Consider the following 18,668-nt stretch of genomic DNA (forward strand, 5'->3'; position numbering starts at 1 on the left):
ATGAAATTGATCGCAACATATGTCATCGGCCTGATCTTCGGGCTTGGGATTTCGATTTCCGGCATGTCCAACCCGGCCAAGGTGCTGAATTTCTTCGACGTGGCCGGCGCCTGGGATCCATCATTGATGTTTGTCATGGGCAGCGCCTTTCTGACGGCGCTCATTGGTTACCGCGTGGTGTTTCGCCGCCCCAAACCCGTGTTCGAGCCCAGTTTCAACGTGCCCACCAGCCGCACCATCGACGCCCGGCTGATCGGCGGATCGGCTGTCTTTGGCATCGGCTGGGCCATTGCAGGATTCTGCCCGGGCGGCGCTCTGCCCGCTTTGGGAACGCTGGACCCGGACGTGCTGATCTATTTCGCCGCGCTTGTCGCGGGAATCTTTCTGGCCCGCTTCTTGATGCAGGCCACCACAAACGCCAGGGCGCGCGCCGCCTGACAACGAAACAGGAGAATACAGATGCCTTCGAATTACCCCGTCGACATGTCCGTCAAACCCGAAGTCAAAGCCTTCTTCGATGACGCGACCAACACCATCAGCTACGTGGTCAAGGACCCGTCCAGCAACAAATGTGCCATCGTCGACAGCGTGATGGACATCGATTACGCCGCGGGTCGGATCACCTATGACAGCGCCGATGAGATCATCGCGTATGTCGAGGATCAGGGGCTAGAGGTCGAATGGCTGATCGAAACCCATGTCCACGCCGACCACCTGTCCGGCGCGCCCTATATCCAGGGCAAGCTGGGCGGCAAGATCGGCATCGGCGAAAATATCACGATCGTGCAGGACACGTTCGGCAAGGTGTTCAACGAAGGCACCGAATTTCAGCGCGACGGATCGCAGTTCGACCGCCTGTTTCGCGATGGCGACACGTACCAGATTGGCGCGATGACCTGCTTTGCCATGCACACGCCGGGCCACACGCCCGCCTGCATGACGCATACCATCGGTGACGCCACCTTTGTCGGCGACACGCTGTTCATGCCCGATGGCGGTTCGGCCCGCGCAGACTTTCCGGGCGGCGATGCGGCGACTCTTTTCGACAGTATCCAGAAAGTTCTGGCGCTGCCCGACGACATGCGTCTGTTCATGTGTCACGACTATGGTCCCAACGGGCGCGACATCGCATGGGAAACCACCGTCGGTGACGAGATCGAGCACAATATCCACGTCGGCAAGGGCGCGACCAAGGAAGACTTCGTCAAATTCCGCACCGAACGCGACGCGCAGTTGGACATGCCCAAGCTGATCATTCCGTCGCTGCAGGTGAACATGCGCGCGGGCGAACTGCCCCCGGCGGACAAGGATGGCAGGACCTTCCTCAAGGTGCCGGTCAACACGCTCTGATATGGCGCTGAACCCTTGACGGGCGCGCGCAAGCACAAACACCGAGATTGCGAACAATGAACCTCAAGAAACTGACAGACGGGCTGAGTGTCGGGGCGCAGCTGCAGCTGGGCGACATGGCGGTGCTGGCCGACAACGGCTTTCGCTCGGTGGTGTGCAACCGCCCCGATGGCGAAGCGTCCGATCAACCGGGCCACGCGGAAATGGCGGCCGCGGCCAGCAAGGCCGGGCTGCAATTTCGCTACATTCCCGTCACCCCCGGCATCGTGACCGAAGAGACGGCAGAAGACTTTCGCAAGGCCCTGATCGACTTGCCCGGCCCGGTGGCGGGCTATTGCCGGAGCGGCACGCGCACCACAACGCTGTGGTCTCTGGCGATGGCCAAATCGATGCCCGTGGTCGATATCCTTCAGACCACCCGCGCGGCAGGGTATGACATGTCGGGCGTGGCCCGGCGCATTGCCAATGGCGGCAAGACGCCCACCGATGTGGCCGACGCCGAATACGATGTGGTGATCGTGGGCGCGGGCGCGGGCGGTATCGCCGCGGCCAGTTCGATCAAGGCACGCAGAAGCAGCGTCGACATCGCGATTATCGATCCGGCCGACGTGCACTATTATCAGCCCGGCTGGACGATGGTGGGCGGCGGCGTGTTTGACGCCAAGACCACCGCGCGCACGATGGCCAGCCTGATCCCCGCCGGGGTGCATTGGCTGAAATCGGCCGTTGCCGCCTTTGAGCCGGCCAACAACGTGGTCATCCTGGATGGCTGCCGCGTGGTGAAGTACAAACGTCTGATCGTGGCGCCCGGGCTCAAGCTGGATTGGGATGCGATCCCGGGGCTGACCGAAACACTTGGCGCGAATGGCGTGACGTCGAATTATCGTTACGATCTGGCGCCTTACACGTGGAAACTGGTGCAGGGCCTGACGTCGGGCCGGGCGATCTTTACCCAGCCACCCATGCCGATCAAATGTGCCGGTGCGCCGCAAAAGGCGATGTATCTTTCGTCTGATCACTGGCTGCGCAGCGGCGTGTTGGACAATATCGACGTGCAGTTCAACAATGCCGGCGGGGTATTGTTCGGCGTTCCAGATTACGTGCCGGCCCTGGAAAGCTACATCCGCAAATACCGCGTGACGACGAATTATTTCCACACCCTCGTGGCCATCGATGGGCCAGGCAAAACGGCGACGTTCAAGGTTTCGAACCCCGATGCCCCGCCGCGCGAGGTGACCACAAGTTTCGACATGATCCATGTCGTTCCGCCCCAGACCGCGCCGGATTTCATTCGCGTCTCGCCCTTGGCGGACCAGGCCGGATGGGTCGATGTCGATCAGTACACCCTGCGCCACAGGGAATTCGACAATATCTGGTCGCTCGGCGATGTGATGAATGCGCCAAACGCCAAGACCGCGGCGGCGGCCCGGATGCAGGCGCCGGTGGTGGCCGCCAACGTGGTGGCGGATATCGACGGCAAGGGTCCCGCGTTGCGCTATAACGGCTATGGGTCGTGCCCTCTGACAGTGGAACGCGGCAAGATCGTGCTGGCCGAGTTTGGCTATGACGGTGCGCTGATGCCCAGTTTTCCCAAGTGGGTGATCGATGGCACCAAGCCCAGCCGTGCGGCCTGGCTGCTCAAGGAACAGATCCTGCCGCCGGTTTACTGGAAGGCCATGCTCAAGGGGCGCGAATGGATGGCCAGGCCGGAAAATGTCACCGCCGAGGCCGCTGAATAACGCAAGCTGACAGGTCAACAGAGCCGAAAAGGCCAACCAAGGAAACGCATGATGGACAAGATACCGCAGAATGTGCGCCGCTACCTGCCGATTCTGGATTGGGGCAGCAAATACGACCACGACACATTTGTCAGTGACCTTGTCGCGGCGGTGATCGTGACCATCATGCTGATCCCCCAATCGCTGGCCTATGCGCTGCTGGCGGGGCTGCCGGCGGAAATGGGGCTGTATGCTTCGATCCTGCCGCTGATCGCCTATGCGATTTTCGGCACCTCGCGCGCGCTGGCCGTGGGGCCGGTGGCCGTCGTGTCGCTGATGACGGCGGCTGCGATCGGCGACTTGAACCTGACCGAACCGGCACAGATCGCGTTGGCCGCGGGGACGCTGGCCTTTATTTCGGGCGTGTTTTTGTTGGTGATGGGGGTGTTCAAGCTGGGGTTCCTGGCCAATTTCCTCAGCCATCCCGTGATTGCCGGGTTCATCACCGCGTCTGGCATCCTTATCGCGACATCGCAGTTGAAACACATCTTGGGGATTGAGGCCGGGGGGCATTCGCTGATTCACATCGTCGAGTCGCTGCTGGCCCACCTGGGCGACACCAATGTCATCACGCTGGTGATCGGAGTGGCTGCCACCGCGTTCTTGTTCTGGGTCCGCAAGGGCCTGAAACCGCTGCTGCTGGCCCAGGGGTTGAAGCCGCGCATGGCCGACATTCTGGCCAAGGCCGGCCCGGTGGCCGCAGTGGCCGTCACCGCGCTTGTGAGCTGGGTCTTTGCGCTGGATACGCGCGGCGTTGCGATCGTGGGCGAAGTGCCCATGGGCCTGCCACCACTGACCGCGCCCAGCCTGTCGCTGGACCTTTGGGGGCAGCTTTTTGGCGCGGCAGTGCTGATTTCGATCATTGGTTTCGTGGAATCGGTTTCCGTCGCGCAGACGCTGGCCGCCAAGAAGCGCCAGCGCATCGACCCGGATCAGGAACTGATCGGTCTGGGCGCGTCCAACGTGGGCGCGGCGCTGACCGGCGGCTATCCCGTGACAGGGGGCTTTGCACGATCTGTGGTGAACTTTGACGCGGGCGCTGAAACACCCGCCGCCGGGGCCTTTACCGCCGTCGGCATCCTGCTGGCCGCGATGTTTCTGACGCCGCTGCTCTATTTCCTGCCCAAGGCCACGCTGGCCGCCACGATCATCGTGGCCGTCCTAAGCCTTGTGGATTTTTCGATTCTGAAAAAGACATGGAACTACAGCCGCGCCGATTTCGCCGCCGTGGCCGCCACGATCCTGCTGACGCTGATCTTTGGCGTGGAAGTAGGGGTGTCAGTGGGCGTGGGCATTTCGATCTTTCTGCATCTGTACAAGACCTCGCGTCCCCACGTGGCCGAAGTGGGGCTGGTGCCGGGAACCGAGCATTTCCGCAATATCAAACGCCACCGTGTGCTGACCCACCCGCAGATGGTGACGTTCCGCGTGGACGAAAGCTTGTATTTCGCCAATGCGCGTTTTCTTGAAGATTACGTCTACGAGCGCGTGACCGAAGATTGCGGCATCAAGCACGTGGTGCTGATGTGCGCGGCGGTGAATGAGATCGATACATCGGCACTGGAAAGCCTTGAAGAGATCAACGCGCGTCTCAAGGGGATGGGTATCAAGCTGCACCTGTCCGAGGTGAAAGGCCCCGTCATGGACCGGTTACGCAAATCGCATCTGATCGACCATCTGACGGGGCAGGTGTTTCTGTCGCAATATGCCGCCATGCGTGCCCTGGGCGATGTCAGCGGCGAGGCGGGCTCGCTCGACGCCCATCCGCATGATGCCGAGCCGCATGACGCCGATCCGCAGGACGCCGATCCACACAACAAGGCGGCTGAATAGCCATTCGGCCACCCGCAACGCGCCATCAGGATCGGGCCGGTGAACCGCGCGGCCCTGGCCTGCAAAAGCGCGCGGAAGGCCCCAGGAAAGCACACTGTTGGCACCGTCACAACGTGTGCGGGGCCTGGCCGAACAATGGCAACGGACCACAGGCACAGGACCGGACGCAGGCATAGGCGCGCGGGTCGGGTGTTGCCGTGCCTTCGGCGCGGTTCGATGGCCTGGCGCACCGATGTACAGGATTAACACCACCGCATTTGATATCGCGCACCGGGGCAGGATCGCCCGTCATATCCATGGCTTGGCGCGCTTGCCGCGCGGCGATTTTGACGGCCCGTGCGCGCGCAATTCGATATGGGCTTTTGGTCTTGCCAAGTTCCGGACGCTGGCCTAATCGTTTTGCTGCATGACCGTTGCGCGCCGCGAAATTGGTCAGGGGTAGGCTGGGGAGTGCGTGCCGTGCCGACGTCACAGACCAAACTGGTGAGCGGTGACGCCGATGTGGCACCGATGGCCCAGGGCGATTTGCCGGGCGTCGTCGGGTCCACCCTCAGACACGCCACCCTCAGACACGCCACCCTCAGACACGATTGTATGGCGGTGGAATTTGATCGGCGCGCTTGTGCGGTGTTTGCCGCACCGATCGGGAACGCGGTCAATGGCTGGGCGGACTATCGCGCCCAAGCGCATCAAGAGCGGGTCCGTTCGGGCCTGAATGACACGGAACGCCAGACCCTGCGGGACCTTCGGTCGCGCTTTCACCAGGTCGGCGAAGGGAGAAACTGACATGAAACTGAACAATGATATGGCTGCCGTCGTGACCGGCGGCGCATCCGGGCTGGGCGCCGCGGTGGTCGAGGCACTGGCCGAGGCCGGTGTCGAGGTAACGATTTTTGACATGAACGCCGAGGCCGGCACCGCCAAGGCGAAAGCGGTCGGCGGGCATTTTCAGCAGATAGACGTCTCTGATCCGGCAGCCGTCGCCGAAGGCTTTGCCGCCGTCGAAGCGCGGGGCAAAGCGCTGCGCGTGGTGCAGAACTGCGCCGGGATCGGCCCGGCGGCCAAGACCGTATCGCGCGGCGAACCGCATGATCCGGCCCTGTTCGCCAAGGTGATCGGGGTCAACCTGATCGGCAGTTTCAACTGTTCCAGCTATGGCGCGGCGCTGATGGCCAAGGCCGACCCGGTGAACGACGACGGCGCGCGCGGCGTGATCATTTCGACCGCGTCTGTGGCAGCCTACGAAGGGCAGATCGGGCAGGTGGCCTATGCAGCGTCCAAGGGCGGTGTGGTCGGCATGACCCTGCCCATGGCGCGTGACCTGTCGCAGTTGGGGATCCGGGTTTGCACCATCGCGCCGGGTCTTTTCCTGACGCCGCTTCTGCAAGGTCTTCCGCAGGACGTTCAGGACAGCCTGGGCCAGCAGGTTCCGTTCCCCTCGCGTCTTGGCCAGCCGGCCGAATATGCCGCGCTTTCCAAGCATATTGCCGAAAACGACATGCTGAATGGTGAAGTGATCCGTCTTGACGGGGCCATCCGCATGGCCCCCCGGTAAATCCACCGGGCCCGGCCCATCGCATTGTCGCGGCCGGGCTAATTTTGGGGCGGGGCAATGCCTCGGCTGGTGGGGCGAACACCTAACGCCAAGGGCCACGCAATCGTTGCGTGGCCCTTTTTTTGGGTTGGCGCGCGCCTTGCAGGATCAGTAGATGGCAGGATCAGTAGATGGCCCAGACCGCGACCAGCGTGATCGACGGGAACAGTGCCAGGATCGTGATCCGGATGATGTCGGTGATCACAAAGGGCAGGGTGCCACGGAATGTGTCAGCGATCGGGATGTCTTTGGCCATTGAATTGATGACAAACAGGTTCATGCCCACTGGCGGTGTGATCAGCCCCACCTCGACCACCATCAGCACCAGGATGCCGAACCACAGGCCGAAATCGGCCGGGCTCATCCCGAAGTCGAGCGCGGACATGATCGGGTAAAAGATCGGCACCGTCAGCAGCACCATCGACAGGCTGTCCATTACGCAGCCAAAAACAAGGTACAGCAGCAGCACCGCCGTCAGCACCAGCCACGGGCTGAACCCCTGCGCCCCGACCCATTCGGCGCTGTGTTGGGGCACCTGTGTCAACGCAAGGAACGAATTGAAAAAGGCCGCGCCCAGCACGATCAGGAAAATCATGCCGGTCGAACTGGCCGTGGCCAGGATTGCATCGCCCGTTGTCTTCAGGGTCAGCCCACCGGTGGCGACCGCCAGAAGGCCGGTGCAGGCCGCGCCCACAGCCGCCGCTTCGGTCGGTGTGAAGATGCCGCCATAGATCCCCCCCACGACCAGCAGGAAAATGCCCAGCACAGGGATCACGGGCCCAAGCGCGCGCAGCCGTTCGCGATAGGGCATGCGTTCGCGCGCGCCGCTGCTTTCGGGGTAGAGGCGCACATAGATCGAAATGCAGATCATGTATCCAATCGCCGCAAGGATGCCGGGGATAAAGGCGGCGACAAAGAGCTTGGCGATGTTCTGTTCGGTCAGGATCGCATAGAGCACAAGGATCACCGACGGCGGGATCAGAATGCCCAAGGTGCCGCCTGCCGCAAGTGCGCCAGTGGCCAGCCGGCCCGAATAGCCATAGCGGCGCAGCTCGGGCAGGGCGACCTGGCCCATGGTGGCCGCGGTGGCCAGCGACGAGCCGCAGATCGCGCCGAACCCCGCGCACGCACCCACGGCAGACATTGCCACGCCGCCCTTGCGGTGGCCCAGCCAGTTTTCCGCCGCCTTGAACAGCGCCGCCGACATGCCACCCAGCGTGGCGAACTGACCCATCAGCAAAAACAGCGGGATGATCGAAAACGAATAGTTCGAAAAGGTTCCGTAAACCAGGTGCTTGAGCTGGCTCATCATCATGACGGTGGTGCCGTTCACCAGGTAGGTGCCCAGGAACCCGACGCCCAGCATGGCAAGGCCAATCGGGATGCGCAAAAAGATCAGGACCAGCAGTAGGGGAAACGACCAAAGCCCGATTTCAAAATTGCTCATTGCGTGCTTTCCCCGGCCACTTCGCGCGCCGTGCGCAGCAATGAAAACGCCGCAACGATGACAAAGACCACCGCGCCCAACATGGCCGCTGCATAGGCGTACCAGACGGGCAATTGCAGGATAAAGGTCGTTTCAGAATAGTTTTTCTTGTCGATCATGCCGAACCACAGCCGGTACGCGATCAGCCCGGCCGCGATCAGCATCAGCAGATCGGCAATCACGTTGATCACGCGGTTGGCAGGTTTTCCGAGCGCCGTTTCAAATAGATCGACCCGCGCGTGGGCCCGGTTCAGGTGGCACCAGGGCAGGGCAGAAAACACCGCAAAGCCGACCCCCATTTCAACCAGTTCGAAATCGCCCGGGATCGGCTTCAGGCCAAATCCGGTCAGCGCCCGGCCGATGATCGACACGCAGGTCATCACCACCACGCCGATCAGAACTGTTCCACCCAGAAGTGCGGTCCACTTGGCCAGCCATGTGACTGCCCCGCAAAGTTGTCGATACACGCTCTCATCCTCATCCCATGACCCGATTGGCGCGCAATCCGATCTGAAATCGTTTGACCGGCCATAACCCCCGAAGGCGGGCCCGCGCTGCGGGCCACAGGCGTCAGCCATCGGGCCCGCCAACCTGGTACGTGATCAACGTGAACTGCGCGTGATCACATGTTGCTCTTTTCTTCGATCAGCGCGTTGGCGCGGTCGATCAGGGCCTGACCATCGATGCCCTTTTCTTCCATATCGGCTTTCCAACGCTCAATCACGGGCTGGGCGGCGGCTTTCCAGCGGGCCACCTCGGACTCGTCCAGAACAACGATGGTGTTGCCAGCGTCCTGGGCGATTTTCCTGGCCGGGGCGTCACTGTCCCACATCACCTGTGCGGCCAACCCGGCCAGTTTGGCGCCGGATTCGGCGTCCAGGGCGGCACGCAGATCGTCAGGCAGGCTGTCGTATTTGGCCTTGTTCATGGCCAGTACGAATGTGGCGGTATACAGCGCCTCGTCGCCCGCAAATTCGGTATGGTTGCCCACCATTTCGGTCAGTTTGATCGCGCTGGTCACTTCCCACGGGATCACGGTGCCATCGATTACGCCCTTGGACAGGGCCTCGGGGATGGCAGGCAGCGGCATGCCAACCGGGGTCGCGCCCAGTTCGCTCAGCATGTCGTTGATCACGCGGGTCGGGCCGCGCAGTTTCTTGCCCTGCATGTCCTCAAGCTTGGTGATGCCATCGGCGGTGTGGATCACGCCCGGCCCGTGGACCCATGCCGCAAGGATCTTGACGTCTTTGTATTCGTTGTTGGCGAAGTCTTCTTCGATCATCTGTTGAAAGGCCAACGCGGTACTGACCGGGTTCTGCATCATGAACGGCAGCTCGAACACCTCGGTGCGCGGGAAACGACCGGGGGTGTAGCCGACCAGCGTCATCACGATGTCGACCGCGCCATCCTGCACCTGTTGCATCAGTTCGGACGGACGGCCCCCCAGAGCCATCGCGTCGAAATGTTCGATCTTGATTTTGCCCCCCGAGGTGTCCTCGATCCGTTGCCCCCACGGTTTGAGGATCTTGGCCGGCACCGGTGCGGGCGGCGGCAGGAACTGGTGCAGTTTCAGGGTCACGTCCTGAGACAAGGCGGCGGGCGCGCTCAGGGCCAGCATGGATGCGGCGATGGCGCCCGATGTGACCATGTTGAAGAATGTACGGCGTCTCATTTGGGTCTCCTCCGTGGTGGCCCCGTTCAGGGGTGCGCATGTATTTGCACAGCTATTTACGCAGCTATTTACACAGTCGCGTTTTGTTTGTCAGGCCAACCTTTAGGAAGTCGTGAGGCGAAGTTAAACCTTTTTCCAGGTTTGCGCGTCTGTCACGCAAAACCGGCACTTTTTGCCGAAACCGTGTTGAACGCTTTGACAAATCGGCGCGCAACCGCGGCTGCGGCGTCCGATATCGGGGGTGCAAAGGTGGCGGTCAGGCATTCGGTGACCGGCCCGTGGTGGCCCCACATGTCATCGAATCGCCTGGTGGCGCCGATTATGGCCAGCCGGCGAATCCACGCCTGTTCAGGACCGCGTTTCAGACGCAATAGTTGGGCACGGGGCGCGGCGTCGCTGCGCTGCCCGCGATCTGCGCCCCTTGGGCGGGGCCGGCGGCGACATTGGCCACTCTGCTCTTGCGCTTGGGACCAGGGCCGGGTTTCCTGCGTGCCACAGACAGGAGGCCGGCGATGGCACTGGAAGACGCGAAACGGCAGGTGGATCTGGCCTTTACCCGGGGCGAACCACGCGGACCGGCCCATGAGAACACGTTTGGCGGGGCGACATCGTTTCTCAGGCGTCGCTATACCAAGGATCTTGACGCCGTCGACGTCGCCGTGACGGGCGTGCCCTTCGATCAGGCCGTGACCAACCGGCCCGGCGCGCGGTTTGGCCCACGCGCGATCCGCGACGCCTCGACTCTGCAGCCCTATGATCCGCCCTACGGATGGGGGTTCGATCCGCTCAGCGAATTTACCGTGATCGATTATGGCGATATGGCGTTCGATTATGCACAGGTAGCGGATTTTCCCGCCGCGCTTGAGGCGCATATTGCCGGGATCATCGCGGGCGGGGCCGGGGCGATAACGCTGGGCGGGGATCATTTCATCACCCTGCCGATCCTGCGCGCCATGGCGGCAAAGCACGGGCCGCTGTCTCTGATCCATTTTGATGCGCATTCCGACACCTGGATTGACGATGACATGGGCCGGATTGACCACGGCACGTTCTTGTACAAGGCCGTCAGACAGGGGCTGGTCGATCCTGCGCGCTCGGTACAGATCGGGATCCGGACTGAAAACCCCGATACATTGGGGTTTCACATCATCGACGCACGCACCTGCCATGAACGCGGGCCAGGCTGGGTCGCCCAACAGGTGCACGATGTGGTGGGCACGCACCCGGCCTATCTGACATTCGACATAGATTGTCTGGATCCCGCATTCGCCCCTGGCACCGGCACGCCAGTCTGGGGTGGTCTGGCCAATTGGCAAGCCGCGGCGATCCTGCGCGATCTGGCGGGCGTAAATCTGGTTGGCGGCGACGTGGTCGAGGTATCGCCCCCCTATGACACGACCGGCGCGACAGCGGTGGCCGGGGCCCATGTGGCGATGGAAATCCTGGCGCTCTATTGCTGGACGCGTCGAAAATAGCAGGACTGCCCTATGAAATTGCTCGTTTTTCTCATTGTGTTGGTGGCGGCGCTGCAGGCTTATGTCCGTTTGGCGCCGACCGATGCTGCCCGTTGGCACGTCGATCCGGATAGCGCGCCCGATCCGGGTCAGGGGGGCAAACGTACATCGGTCGAACTGGACATGCAGACCTACACGGTCTGGTCCCGTCTGACCAAAGCGATCGAGGGCGAACCGCGCAGCCGCCTGATCGCGGGCGGGCCGGGCAGCGGCATGGCGACATGGGAAGTGCGCAGCACCGTGTGGGGCTTTCCCGACTATGTCACCGCCAAAGTGACGCCCAGCGGCGGCGGCGCGCGGCTGGTGATCCTATCCCGTCTGCGCTTCGGAAAGGGGGACATGGGGGTGAACGCCAAGCGCGTCGCGCGCATTTTGATGGCGATCGACACCCCGATCAACAAGGGCGACGGCTGACGCGGCACGGCGGCCCTTTTGCGCATTGCGCCATGGTGTGACCGTGACGGCGCGCTAACACCGGGCCATCCATGTCAGGCAATCTGCGCGCAGATCACTTCGCCCGATTGGGTCGGGGTTTTGCCCGTGTCGCGGCGGCGCAACCCGGTCACCATCACCGCCACCATCCTGCACGCCACCGCGCGCAGGCCATCCTCCAGCGCAGGGGCCAGCACCAGGATTCCAGGGCCATCACACGGACGACGCGCGTCGTATCGCGCACGCTTGACCCTTGACCTGATCGTCCGCGCGCGGCAAGCCATCGCCCATGGTGCCATTAGACAAACTCGATCAGATCACCCGCAGATTCGAATACCTTGAGGCCGCCATGGCCGAAGGAGGCGGGGACATTGCCGCGCAGGGGCGCGAATACGCCCAATTGCGGCCCGTGGTCGAACAGATCGCGCAATACAAGCAGGTCCTGTCCGACATCGCAGAAGCCGAAGCGATGCTGGACGACCCCGAAATGAAAGCGCTGGCCGAAGACGAACTGCCCGCCCTGCGCGCCCGCCTGCCCGAATTGGACAAGGCGATGCAACTGGCGCTTTTGCCCCGGGACGCGGCCGATGAACGCTCTGCGATCATCGAAATCCGCCCCGGGACCGGCGGCGACGAGGCGGCGTTGTTCGCGGGCGATCTGTTGCGCATGTACCAGCGCTATGCCGAAGCACAGGGCTGGACCTTTGACATTGTCGAACTGAACGAAAGCGAACTGGGCGGGGTCAAGGAAGCCGTGGTCCACGTCAAGGGCGAGGGCGTCTTTGCCAAGCTGAAATACGAAAGCGGCGTTCATCGCGTCCAGCGCGTTCCCGAAACGGAAAGCGGCGGACGGATCCATACCTCGGCCGCGACGGTGGCGGTGCTGCCCGAAGCGCAGGACGTGGATATCGATATCAATCCCGGCGATCTGCGGATCGACACGATGCGAAGCTCGGGCGCGGGGGGGCAGCACGTGAACACCACCGATTCCGCCGTGCGCATCACCCATATTCCCACCGGCATCGTGGTGACCAGCAGCGAAAAGTCCCAGCATCGCAACCGCGAGATCGCGATGAACGTGCTGCGTGCGCGGCTCTATGATGCCGAACGCCAAAAGGTGCATGACGAACGCTCGGCCGATCGCAAGGCGCAGGTCGGCAGCGGGGATCGCTCTGAGCGCATCCGCACCTACAATTTCCCCCAAGGGCGCATGTCCGATCACCGCATCAACCTGACGCTCTACAAGCTGGACCAGATCATGCAGGGCGACCTGTCCGAGGTGATCGACGCGCTTGTTGCCGACCATCAGGCGGCAATGCTGGCCGAACTAGACGCGTGAACGTCGCTGGCGCCAAGACCGCGGGCCAGGCGTTGGCCATTGCGCTGTCCCAGGGGGCGCAGCGGCTTTCGGATATTCCCGGCATCGATCACGCGCGCGAAGCGCGTCTGCTTCTGGCCCATGCCGCCGATCTTCCCCATGATCGTCTGCACGATCTGGCCCTTGACGATTTCACGCCGGACCTGATGGACCGTTACAGCGCCTTGCTGGCCCGCCGCGCCGCACGCGCGCCGATGTCGCATATTCTGGGGCGGCGCATGTTCTGGGGGCGCAATTTCGCCGTGACGCCGGATGTGCTCGACCCGCGCCCGGAAACGGAAACCCTGATCGAAGCGGCGCTGAGCGTGCCCTATCGCAAAGTGCTCGATCTTGGCGTGGGATCGGGCGCGATCCTGCTGACCCTTCTGATCGAAAACGCGCTGGCCAAGGGGTTGGGCACCGACGTGTCGGGCGCCGCGATCGCGGTTGCGCAGCGCAACGCCGACGCCTTGGACGTCGGCGCCCGGGCCCGGTTTCGCACCACACACTGGTTCGACGGGATCGAAGAACGCTTTGACCTGATCGTGTCGAACCCCCCCTATATCGCAGCCGAAGAAATGGCCGGCCTGGCCCCCGAACTTGCCCACGAGCCGCGCATCGCTCTGACTGACGAAGCGGATGGGTTGAGTGCCTACCGCGAGGTCGTTTCAGGCGCTCCGGCGCATCTGGAAGAGGGCGGGCGGCTGATGGTCGAAATCGGCGCCGCGCAGGGTCACGCGGTCGCGCAACTGTTCACCGATGCCGGGTTTCGCGGCACCCGTATCCTGCGCGACATGGATGGGCGCGACCGGGTCGTGACAGGCCGCATGCGCCCGATTCATCGCCCATTCCCCAAGGATTAGGCGGATAAACGCACAATTTTCAACGAAATGTGACGGCAGAGGCTTGTTTTTACGCCGCGCACATGCTTTGACAGTTTTACGCCGTCGGATGGGGCGCTTTCGCCACTCCCGCGTTTGTCAATCACACATGCCTGACCCAATATTTCGTCGCGCACATTGGCGCTAAAGTCGGTCAAGCAGATAAGCCATGAATAAGGCTGGACAGAAACCTAATGAGATCTTCGAAATCACGTTCGCGCAACAAGTCGAACAACCGCAACCGGTCCGTCGGAAACATCGTTAACCGGGTCTTCGACAGTTCCGGCCCGGAAGGCAAAGTGCGCGGAACGCCACAACAGATCATTGAAAAATACAATCAATTGGCCCGTGACGCACAACTGTCCGGGGATCGTGTTGCCACCGAGAATTTCCAGCAACACGCCGAGCACTACACGCGCCTGTTGGCCGAAGCGCAGCGCGAACAAGATGCGCGCCGCGAACAGCAAGAGGCCCAGCAACAACAGCGCCGCGAAAAGCAGGAAAAGCATCAGCGCAGCGACGATCGTCAATCTGACGACGCAAAGAAAGACAGCGATACCGCGCAGTCCGAAGGCCGCAATCGCGCCGACGCTGACAGAGGCTCTGACAAGGGCACTGATAGGGGCACAGACAGCAATAGCGACAGCGGCGCTGACACGGGCACAGAAAAGCGCACAGGCAAAGGGTCTGGGAAGGGCACAGACAGCAATGCTGACAGCGGCACGCCTGACACCCAACCTGCCGCGGCCGGTACCGGCGAGCAGCCCGATGTGATTGATCTTGGCGCCGAAAAAGAAGGCTCGGCCCTTGTTGAAACGCCTGAAGACGCGCCGAAAAAACCGCGCCGCCCGCGTCGCAAGAAGACCGATGAAGCAAAAACGGATAGCCCCGCGTCGGGCGATGCACCCGAAGCAGCCGAGTAAGCGTATTCGTTTGGCACCCTCTGAAGTGCTCCACGTCTCTTAGCTGTCTTTTTATCCTGCGCTTTGCCGCCGGTCCAACGCGGCCGGTGGTAGCGGTGGCAGGGCAATAGCCACGGCGCCCCCGCCAATGGTGGGCTGCGCGACACGGATCGCACAGACGCCGTCACCTTGCGCAAGACGGAGGTGATGCAGCCGCGATGCCAATAAGCTTAGCTGCTCTAGCGCCAGGTCTTCGTGCGCGCCCCGGCTTGTCGCGCATCGTCAAGGTTGGCCGGCCAGCCTGCGCCGTCCCGCCTGTGTCTGACCATGGCAGAACTGGGTGGTAAACCGCCGATCCCCATCAACCCTTGCGCGAATCGTGGCGTGTCATTCGCCACTGGCCTAACGATTTCCCATGAGCAGTAAAAAATCGGTTTTCGTCGGCGCCATGATTGGTGTGGCCTTGGGCACTGTATTTGGCATCGCCATGGGCACGCTTTCAGGCGGGCTGGTCGTGGGTCTTGCAAGCGCGGTGGCGCTCGGTCTTGCGATGCGGCAGCCCGACAGCTAGGCCAGTTGGCGCGCCAGGGCACAGAACCCTTCCAGGGGAACCTGTTCGGCGCGGTCGGTGGGTTTGATCCCCGCGGCGATCAACCGATCTTCGATATCCGGGGTCAGCCCCTTTAGCGCCGCGCGCAGCATCTTGCGGCGCTGGTTGAACGCCTTGGCAACGACCCGTTCCAGAATTGCCGGATCGGCAGGGAACCGGGGCGCGGGCAGGGCGGTCAGGTGCACCACGGCAGAATGAACCTTGGGCGCTGGTGAAAATGCCTCGGGCGGCAATTCCATGACGATGTGCGGGTCGGCGCGCCATTGCGACAGGATCGCAAGGCGCCCGTAGGTCTTGCTCCCCGGTTTCGCGACGATGCGGTTGGCGACCTCGCGCTGGAACATCAGCGTCAGGGATGTCCAGAATGGCGGCCAGTCTTTCGGGGTCAGCCAACGCACCAGCAGTTCGGTTCCCACGTTATATGGCAGGTTCGCGGCGACCCGGATCGGGGGCGTCAGATGGGCCAACGGATCGACATCCAGCGCATCGGCGTTCAGGACCTGCAAGCGGCCCGGATAGGCATCGGCGACCTGCGCAAGCGCCGGGATGCAGCGGTCGTCTTTTTCGATGGCCAGCACCCGTCGCGCGCCTTCGGCCAGCAATCCGCGTGTCAGACCCCCAGGGCCCGGGCCGATTTCCAATACGTCGCAGGCCGTCAGATCCCCTGCCAGGCGGGCGATCTTCGACGTCAGGTTCAAATCCAGAAGAAAGTTCTGGCCCAGAGATTTCTTGGGTGCCAACCCGTGGGTGACGATTACCTGGCGCAACGGGGGAAGCGTGTCGATCTGGCTCATAGCCCGGGTCTTTGACACGCATGGCCTAGACGGGCAAGCGTCTCTTTCTTGGGGTCGGAAATATCCCCGGGGGCACGAAGCGGTGTCCCTTGTGCAAAATACAGGCGCGGGGGCTGGGACATGGCCAAATTGGCCGCCGCCACTAGCCGCGTGCGTCGGCCATTTCGGCCGCCATATCCAGCGCAGCCACCAGCGAGGTCGGATCGGCCCGCCCCTGTCCGGCGATGTCAAACGCGGTTCCGTGATCGGGCGAGGTGCGCACGAAAGGCAGCCCCAGCGTCACGTTCACGCCGCCCGCGAAATCGATCGTCTTGATCGGGATCAGCGCCTGATCGTGGTACATACAGATCGCCGCGTCATAGCCGGCCCGCGCGGACGGATGGAACATCGTGTCAGCCGATAGTGGCCCCGTCAACGCCAAGCCTTCAGCGCGCAGGCGGTCCAAGAGCGGGGTGATCATGGTGATTTCTTCGCGCCCCATGGCGCCGCCTTCGCCGCCGTGGGGGTTCAGCCCGGCCACGGCCAGGCGTGGTTTGGCCAATCCGAAATCGCGGATCATCGCCGCATGCGTGATGCGAATGGTCTGCTCTAGCAGATCGGCCGTCAAAGCCGACGGGACATCGGCCAGCGGGATATGGATGGTGGCGGGCACCACGCGCAATTCGGGCGCGGCCAGCATCATTACGACCCGCTGCGTGCCGGCCAACGCGGCGAGGTATTCGGTATGTCCGGGATAGGCAAAATCCGCGCCATCCTGCAACGCCTTCTTGTGGATCGGCGCGGTGCAAATGGCCGAAGCCTGACCGGACTGGACCAATTCGACCGCCCGCGCAATCACGTCGATCACCGCGGGCGCGTTGCGTGGATCGGGCAGGCCAGGCGTTGCTGCGCCCGGAAAAGGGTGCTTGAGCACGGGAAAATGCGCCGCATCGGCGGCCTCGGCCGGGTCGGACAGCAGCGTGATCTGTGTATGCGCCGGCAGGTGATCGGGATCGCCAATCCAGAAAAACGGCCGGCTATGTTCGCGCCGCTTCCATGCCTCGACCGCGATTTCGGGGCCGATCCCGGCGGGCTCGCCGCAGGTCAGGGCGATCGGCGCGCTCATGGCGTGCGCAGAATTGCTTCAGCCTTGAGCTCGGCCAGCAGAATGTCGGCCTGCGCCTGAATACGGCTGTTGATAATCTGACTCCGTGTGGCCGAAATGCGCAACGCCTCGGGGTCGGGGGGCGGGCCTTGCGCATCATCGCCTTCTTCGGCGGTGGCCTGCGGGTCCTGGGGCACTGGGGGCACTGCCGCTGCCGCCGCGTCGAGCTCGGCCTGGCTTTCATGGCGGCGCTCGCAGAGCATTACGACCAGCCGCTGTGTGCCACCGGCCCGTGTCAGCGCGGTGGAGATTTCGTTTTCGTCCAGTTTGCCCAGTTCCAGCGCAATGTCGCCGGGAACCTGCGCCATGGTTTGGCTGATACGGGTCAGCACTTCGGGCGGTTGGTCTTTGGCCAGACCGTAAAGGTCGTCGCAGGTGTCCACCGTGCCGCGCAGGGCTGTCGCGTCCAGGTCCGCAGGTGCGGCGTAGGTTGCGTAATCCACCGTCACGCGGGCCGGTGTGGGTTTGTCGGCCTCTTCCACGGCGCGCAATTGGAACAGGGCCACCACGTTGCCCGCGCTGATCGGGCCGGCGATCTGGCCCGGTGCCAGTGGTCGCAAACCCTGTGCCAGGGGCGGGGGCAGATCGGCAAGGTTGGTCCAGTTGACCCGCCCGCCCGCGCCGCGCGTGGGGGCGACGGAATACTGCCGCGCGGCCGAGGCGAACCCGCCCAGCGAGGTGATATTCCGCTTGAGCTGCTCGGCCAGCGCCTGAGACTTGGCCTGTTCGCCGGCGTTGCGTGCGGGCAGGTAGATTTCCGAAAAGAGAACCCGCAGCCCGGCGCGTTCAGACGTCGGCGACAGCGCCAGGTCGATATCGCGTTCGGTGACGACGGTGTTCGCGCCGCCAAATTCCTGCCGGACCACTTTGCGCCACAACAGACCCGCTGACACGAAGTCGCGGAAGGTCTGCGCGGACACGCCGATCCCGTTCAGCAATTCCACAAATGCTTCGGTCTCAAGATCACCGCGCGCGGCGAACTCGGCCATGCCAGCTTCGATTTCTTCGGGGGTCAGTGTCAGTCCGCGCCGTTCGGCGGCATCGGCATACAGCCGGTCTTCGGTCAACGCGCTCAGCGCCATGTCTTCCAGATCACCGGCGCCCCCCAAGAATTGCACGAAGCGCTTGCGTTGGTCCAATTCATAGGCCGTGATCGGTGTATCATTCACATAAAGCACGGGCGCAAAAGCATTTTGCGCCTGTACCGGCGCCGCCGCCCCGCCAAGCAGCCCTATCGACAACACCAGTCCGGCGCCCAGGTTCCGGGCTGTGTGGGGGATAATCCTGCGTACGTCGTTCATGGCGTAACTCACTTGCTCGT

19 protein-coding genes are annotated in these 18,668 nt (G+C 63.0%); 12 read left to right on the plus strand and 7 right to left on the minus strand.

Annotation, left to right across the window (positions count from 1 at the left end; genetic code table 11):
* From ACP2AV_RS06135 to ACP2AV_RS06160, 6 genes are all read left to right on the plus strand, one after another.
* A complete protein-coding gene (locus ACP2AV_RS06135; protein ID WP_426371816.1) occupies positions 1-438 on the plus strand; it encodes a DUF6691 family protein in 438 nt (145 codons plus the stop codon).
* Positions 439-459: 21 nt separating this feature from the next.
* A complete protein-coding gene (locus ACP2AV_RS06140; RefSeq protein WP_426371817.1) occupies positions 460-1,350 on the plus strand; it encodes an MBL fold metallo-hydrolase in 891 nt (296 codons plus the stop codon).
* 56 nt (positions 1,351-1,406) lie between these two features.
* Positions 1,407-3,089: a TIGR01244 family sulfur transferase gene (locus tag ACP2AV_RS06145; RefSeq protein WP_426371818.1), complete on the plus strand. Its 1,683-nt coding sequence runs from the start codon at positions 1,407-1,409 to the stop codon at positions 3,087-3,089.
* Positions 3,090-3,140: 51 nt separating this feature from the next.
* Positions 3,141-4,961, plus strand: coding sequence for a SulP family inorganic anion transporter (locus tag ACP2AV_RS06150; protein WP_426371819.1), 1,821 nt, complete (start codon positions 3,141-3,143; stop codon positions 4,959-4,961).
* Positions 4,962-5,420: 459 nt separating this feature from the next.
* Positions 5,421-5,747: a hypothetical protein gene (locus ACP2AV_RS06155; RefSeq protein ID WP_426371820.1), complete on the plus strand. Its 327-nt coding sequence runs from the start codon at positions 5,421-5,423 to the stop codon at positions 5,745-5,747.
* A 1-nt stretch (position 5,748) separates the two neighbouring features.
* Positions 5,749-6,516, plus strand: a complete 768-nt coding sequence (locus tag ACP2AV_RS06160) for an SDR family NAD(P)-dependent oxidoreductase (RefSeq protein WP_426371821.1) — start codon at positions 5,749-5,751, stop codon at positions 6,514-6,516.
* Positions 6,517-6,679: 163 nt separating this feature from the next.
* Here the strand turns inward: ACP2AV_RS06160 and ACP2AV_RS06165 are convergent, their stop codons facing one another.
* The 3 genes from ACP2AV_RS06165 to ACP2AV_RS06175 form a co-directional block, all read right to left on the minus strand.
* Positions 6,680-8,002 carry a TRAP transporter large permease gene (locus tag ACP2AV_RS06165; protein ID WP_426371822.1) on the minus strand — a complete coding sequence of 441 codons (1,323 nt, stop codon included), beginning with the start codon at positions 8,000-8,002 and terminating at the stop codon, positions 6,680-6,682.
* Positions 7,999-8,508, minus strand: a complete 510-nt coding sequence (locus ACP2AV_RS06170) for a TRAP transporter small permease (protein ID WP_426371823.1) — start codon at positions 8,506-8,508, stop codon at positions 7,999-8,001. The genes ACP2AV_RS06165 and ACP2AV_RS06170 overlap by 4 nt, the downstream gene beginning before the upstream one ends.
* Before the next feature lie 155 nt (positions 8,509-8,663).
* Positions 8,664-9,713, minus strand: coding sequence for a TRAP transporter substrate-binding protein (locus ACP2AV_RS06175; protein WP_426371824.1), 1,050 nt, complete (start codon positions 9,711-9,713; stop codon positions 8,664-8,666).
* A gap of 512 nt (positions 9,714-10,225) precedes the next feature.
* Between ACP2AV_RS06175 and speB the strand changes: the two genes are divergently transcribed.
* Both speB and ACP2AV_RS06185 read left to right on the plus strand, forming a co-directional pair.
* On the plus strand, positions 10,226-11,188 hold the full coding sequence (gene speB, locus ACP2AV_RS06180) for an agmatinase (RefSeq protein WP_426371825.1): 963 nt from the start codon (positions 10,226-10,228) through the stop codon (positions 11,186-11,188).
* A 12-nt stretch (positions 11,189-11,200) separates the two neighbouring features.
* The gene (locus ACP2AV_RS06185) at positions 11,201-11,641 is read left to right on the plus strand and encodes a DUF1499 domain-containing protein (RefSeq protein ID WP_426371826.1); all 441 of its coding nucleotides are present in this window, start codon (positions 11,201-11,203) and stop codon (positions 11,639-11,641) included.
* Between the two features lie 74 nt (positions 11,642-11,715).
* Here ACP2AV_RS06185 and ACP2AV_RS06190 read toward each other — a convergent pair whose 3' ends face one another.
* Positions 11,716-11,856, minus strand: coding sequence for a hypothetical protein (locus ACP2AV_RS06190; RefSeq protein WP_426371827.1), 141 nt, complete (start codon positions 11,854-11,856; stop codon positions 11,716-11,718).
* Positions 11,857-11,948: 92 nt separating this feature from the next.
* On the opposite strand from ACP2AV_RS06190, the gene prfA reads away from it, so the two are divergent.
* The 4 genes from prfA (at position 11,949) to ACP2AV_RS06210 (ending at position 15,370) form a co-directional block, all read left to right on the plus strand.
* The gene (gene prfA, locus ACP2AV_RS06195; protein WP_426371828.1) at positions 11,949-12,998 is read left to right on the plus strand and encodes a peptide chain release factor 1; all 1,050 of its coding nucleotides are present in this window, start codon (positions 11,949-11,951) and stop codon (positions 12,996-12,998) included.
* The gene (gene prmC, locus ACP2AV_RS06200) at positions 12,995-13,879 is read left to right on the plus strand and encodes a peptide chain release factor N(5)-glutamine methyltransferase (RefSeq protein WP_426371829.1); all 885 of its coding nucleotides are present in this window, start codon (positions 12,995-12,997) and stop codon (positions 13,877-13,879) included. Before prfA ends, prmC begins: the two co-directional genes overlap by 4 nt.
* Positions 13,880-14,091: 212 nt before the next feature.
* On the plus strand, positions 14,092-14,820 hold the full coding sequence (locus tag ACP2AV_RS06205) for a DUF4167 domain-containing protein (protein WP_426371830.1): 729 nt from the start codon (positions 14,092-14,094) through the stop codon (positions 14,818-14,820).
* Positions 14,821-15,214: 394 nt separating this feature from the next.
* On the plus strand, positions 15,215-15,370 hold the full coding sequence (locus ACP2AV_RS06210; protein ID WP_426371831.1) for a hypothetical protein: 156 nt from the start codon (positions 15,215-15,217) through the stop codon (positions 15,368-15,370).
* On the opposite strand, the gene rsmA is transcribed toward ACP2AV_RS06210, so the two are convergent.
* From rsmA to ACP2AV_RS06225, 3 genes are all read right to left on the minus strand, one after another.
* Complete coding sequence (gene rsmA, locus ACP2AV_RS06215) at positions 15,367-16,203, minus strand: 16S rRNA (adenine(1518)-N(6)/adenine(1519)-N(6))-dimethyltransferase RsmA (protein ID WP_426371832.1); 837 nt, start codon at positions 16,201-16,203, stop codon at positions 15,367-15,369. The genes ACP2AV_RS06210 and rsmA overlap by 4 nt on opposite strands.
* 142 nt (positions 16,204-16,345) lie before the next feature.
* The gene (gene pdxA, locus ACP2AV_RS06220) at positions 16,346-17,308 is read right to left on the minus strand and encodes a 4-hydroxythreonine-4-phosphate dehydrogenase PdxA (RefSeq protein ID WP_426371833.1); all 963 of its coding nucleotides are present in this window, start codon (positions 17,306-17,308) and stop codon (positions 16,346-16,348) included.
* Positions 17,305-18,648, minus strand: a complete 1,344-nt coding sequence (locus ACP2AV_RS06225) for a peptidylprolyl isomerase (RefSeq protein ID WP_426371834.1) — start codon at positions 18,646-18,648, stop codon at positions 17,305-17,307. The genes pdxA and ACP2AV_RS06225 overlap by 4 nt, the downstream gene beginning before the upstream one ends.
* Between the last annotated feature and the right edge of the window lie 20 nt (positions 18,649-18,668).

It is taken from the genome of Aliiroseovarius sp. PTFE2010 (assembly GCF_049943335.1).
GTDB lineage: Bacteria > Pseudomonadota > Alphaproteobacteria > Rhodobacterales > Rhodobacteraceae > JBNFVY01.

Bases quoted from the DNA above. Each gene is read 5' to 3' on its own strand.
- ACP2AV_RS06135 (WP_426371816.1), top strand. From the start codon at position 1: ATGAAATTGATCGCAACATATGTCATCGGCCTGATCTTCGGGCTTGGG.
- ACP2AV_RS06140 (WP_426371817.1), top strand. From the start codon at position 460: ATGCCTTCGAATTACCCCGTCGACATGTCCGTCAAACCCGAAGTCAAA.
- ACP2AV_RS06145 (WP_426371818.1), top strand. From the start codon at position 1,407: ATGAACCTCAAGAAACTGACAGACGGGCTGAGTGTCGGGGCGCAGCTG.
- ACP2AV_RS06150 (WP_426371819.1), top strand. From the start codon at position 3,141: ATGGACAAGATACCGCAGAATGTGCGCCGCTACCTGCCGATTCTGGAT.
- ACP2AV_RS06160 (WP_426371821.1), top strand. From the start codon at position 5,749: ATGAAACTGAACAATGATATGGCTGCCGTCGTGACCGGCGGCGCATCC.
- ACP2AV_RS06165 (WP_426371822.1), bottom strand. From the start codon at position 8,002: ATGAGCAATTTTGAAATCGGGCTTTGGTCGTTTCCCCTACTGCTGGTC.
- ACP2AV_RS06175 (WP_426371824.1), bottom strand. From the start codon at position 9,713: ATGAGACGCCGTACATTCTTCAACATGGTCACATCGGGCGCCATCGCC.
- speB (WP_426371825.1), top strand. From the start codon at position 10,226: ATGGCACTGGAAGACGCGAAACGGCAGGTGGATCTGGCCTTTACCCGG.
- ACP2AV_RS06185 (WP_426371826.1), top strand. From the start codon at position 11,201: ATGAAATTGCTCGTTTTTCTCATTGTGTTGGTGGCGGCGCTGCAGGCT.
- prfA (WP_426371828.1), top strand. From the start codon at position 11,949: ATGGTGCCATTAGACAAACTCGATCAGATCACCCGCAGATTCGAATAC.
- ACP2AV_RS06205 (WP_426371830.1), top strand. From the start codon at position 14,092: ATGAGATCTTCGAAATCACGTTCGCGCAACAAGTCGAACAACCGCAAC.
- ACP2AV_RS06210 (WP_426371831.1), top strand. From the start codon at position 15,215: ATGAGCAGTAAAAAATCGGTTTTCGTCGGCGCCATGATTGGTGTGGCC.
- rsmA (WP_426371832.1), bottom strand. From the start codon at position 16,203: ATGAGCCAGATCGACACGCTTCCCCCGTTGCGCCAGGTAATCGTCACC.
- pdxA (WP_426371833.1), bottom strand. From the start codon at position 17,308: ATGAGCGCGCCGATCGCCCTGACCTGCGGCGAGCCCGCCGGGATCGGC.
- ACP2AV_RS06225 (WP_426371834.1), bottom strand. From the start codon at position 18,648: ATGAACGACGTACGCAGGATTATCCCCCACACAGCCCGGAACCTGGGC.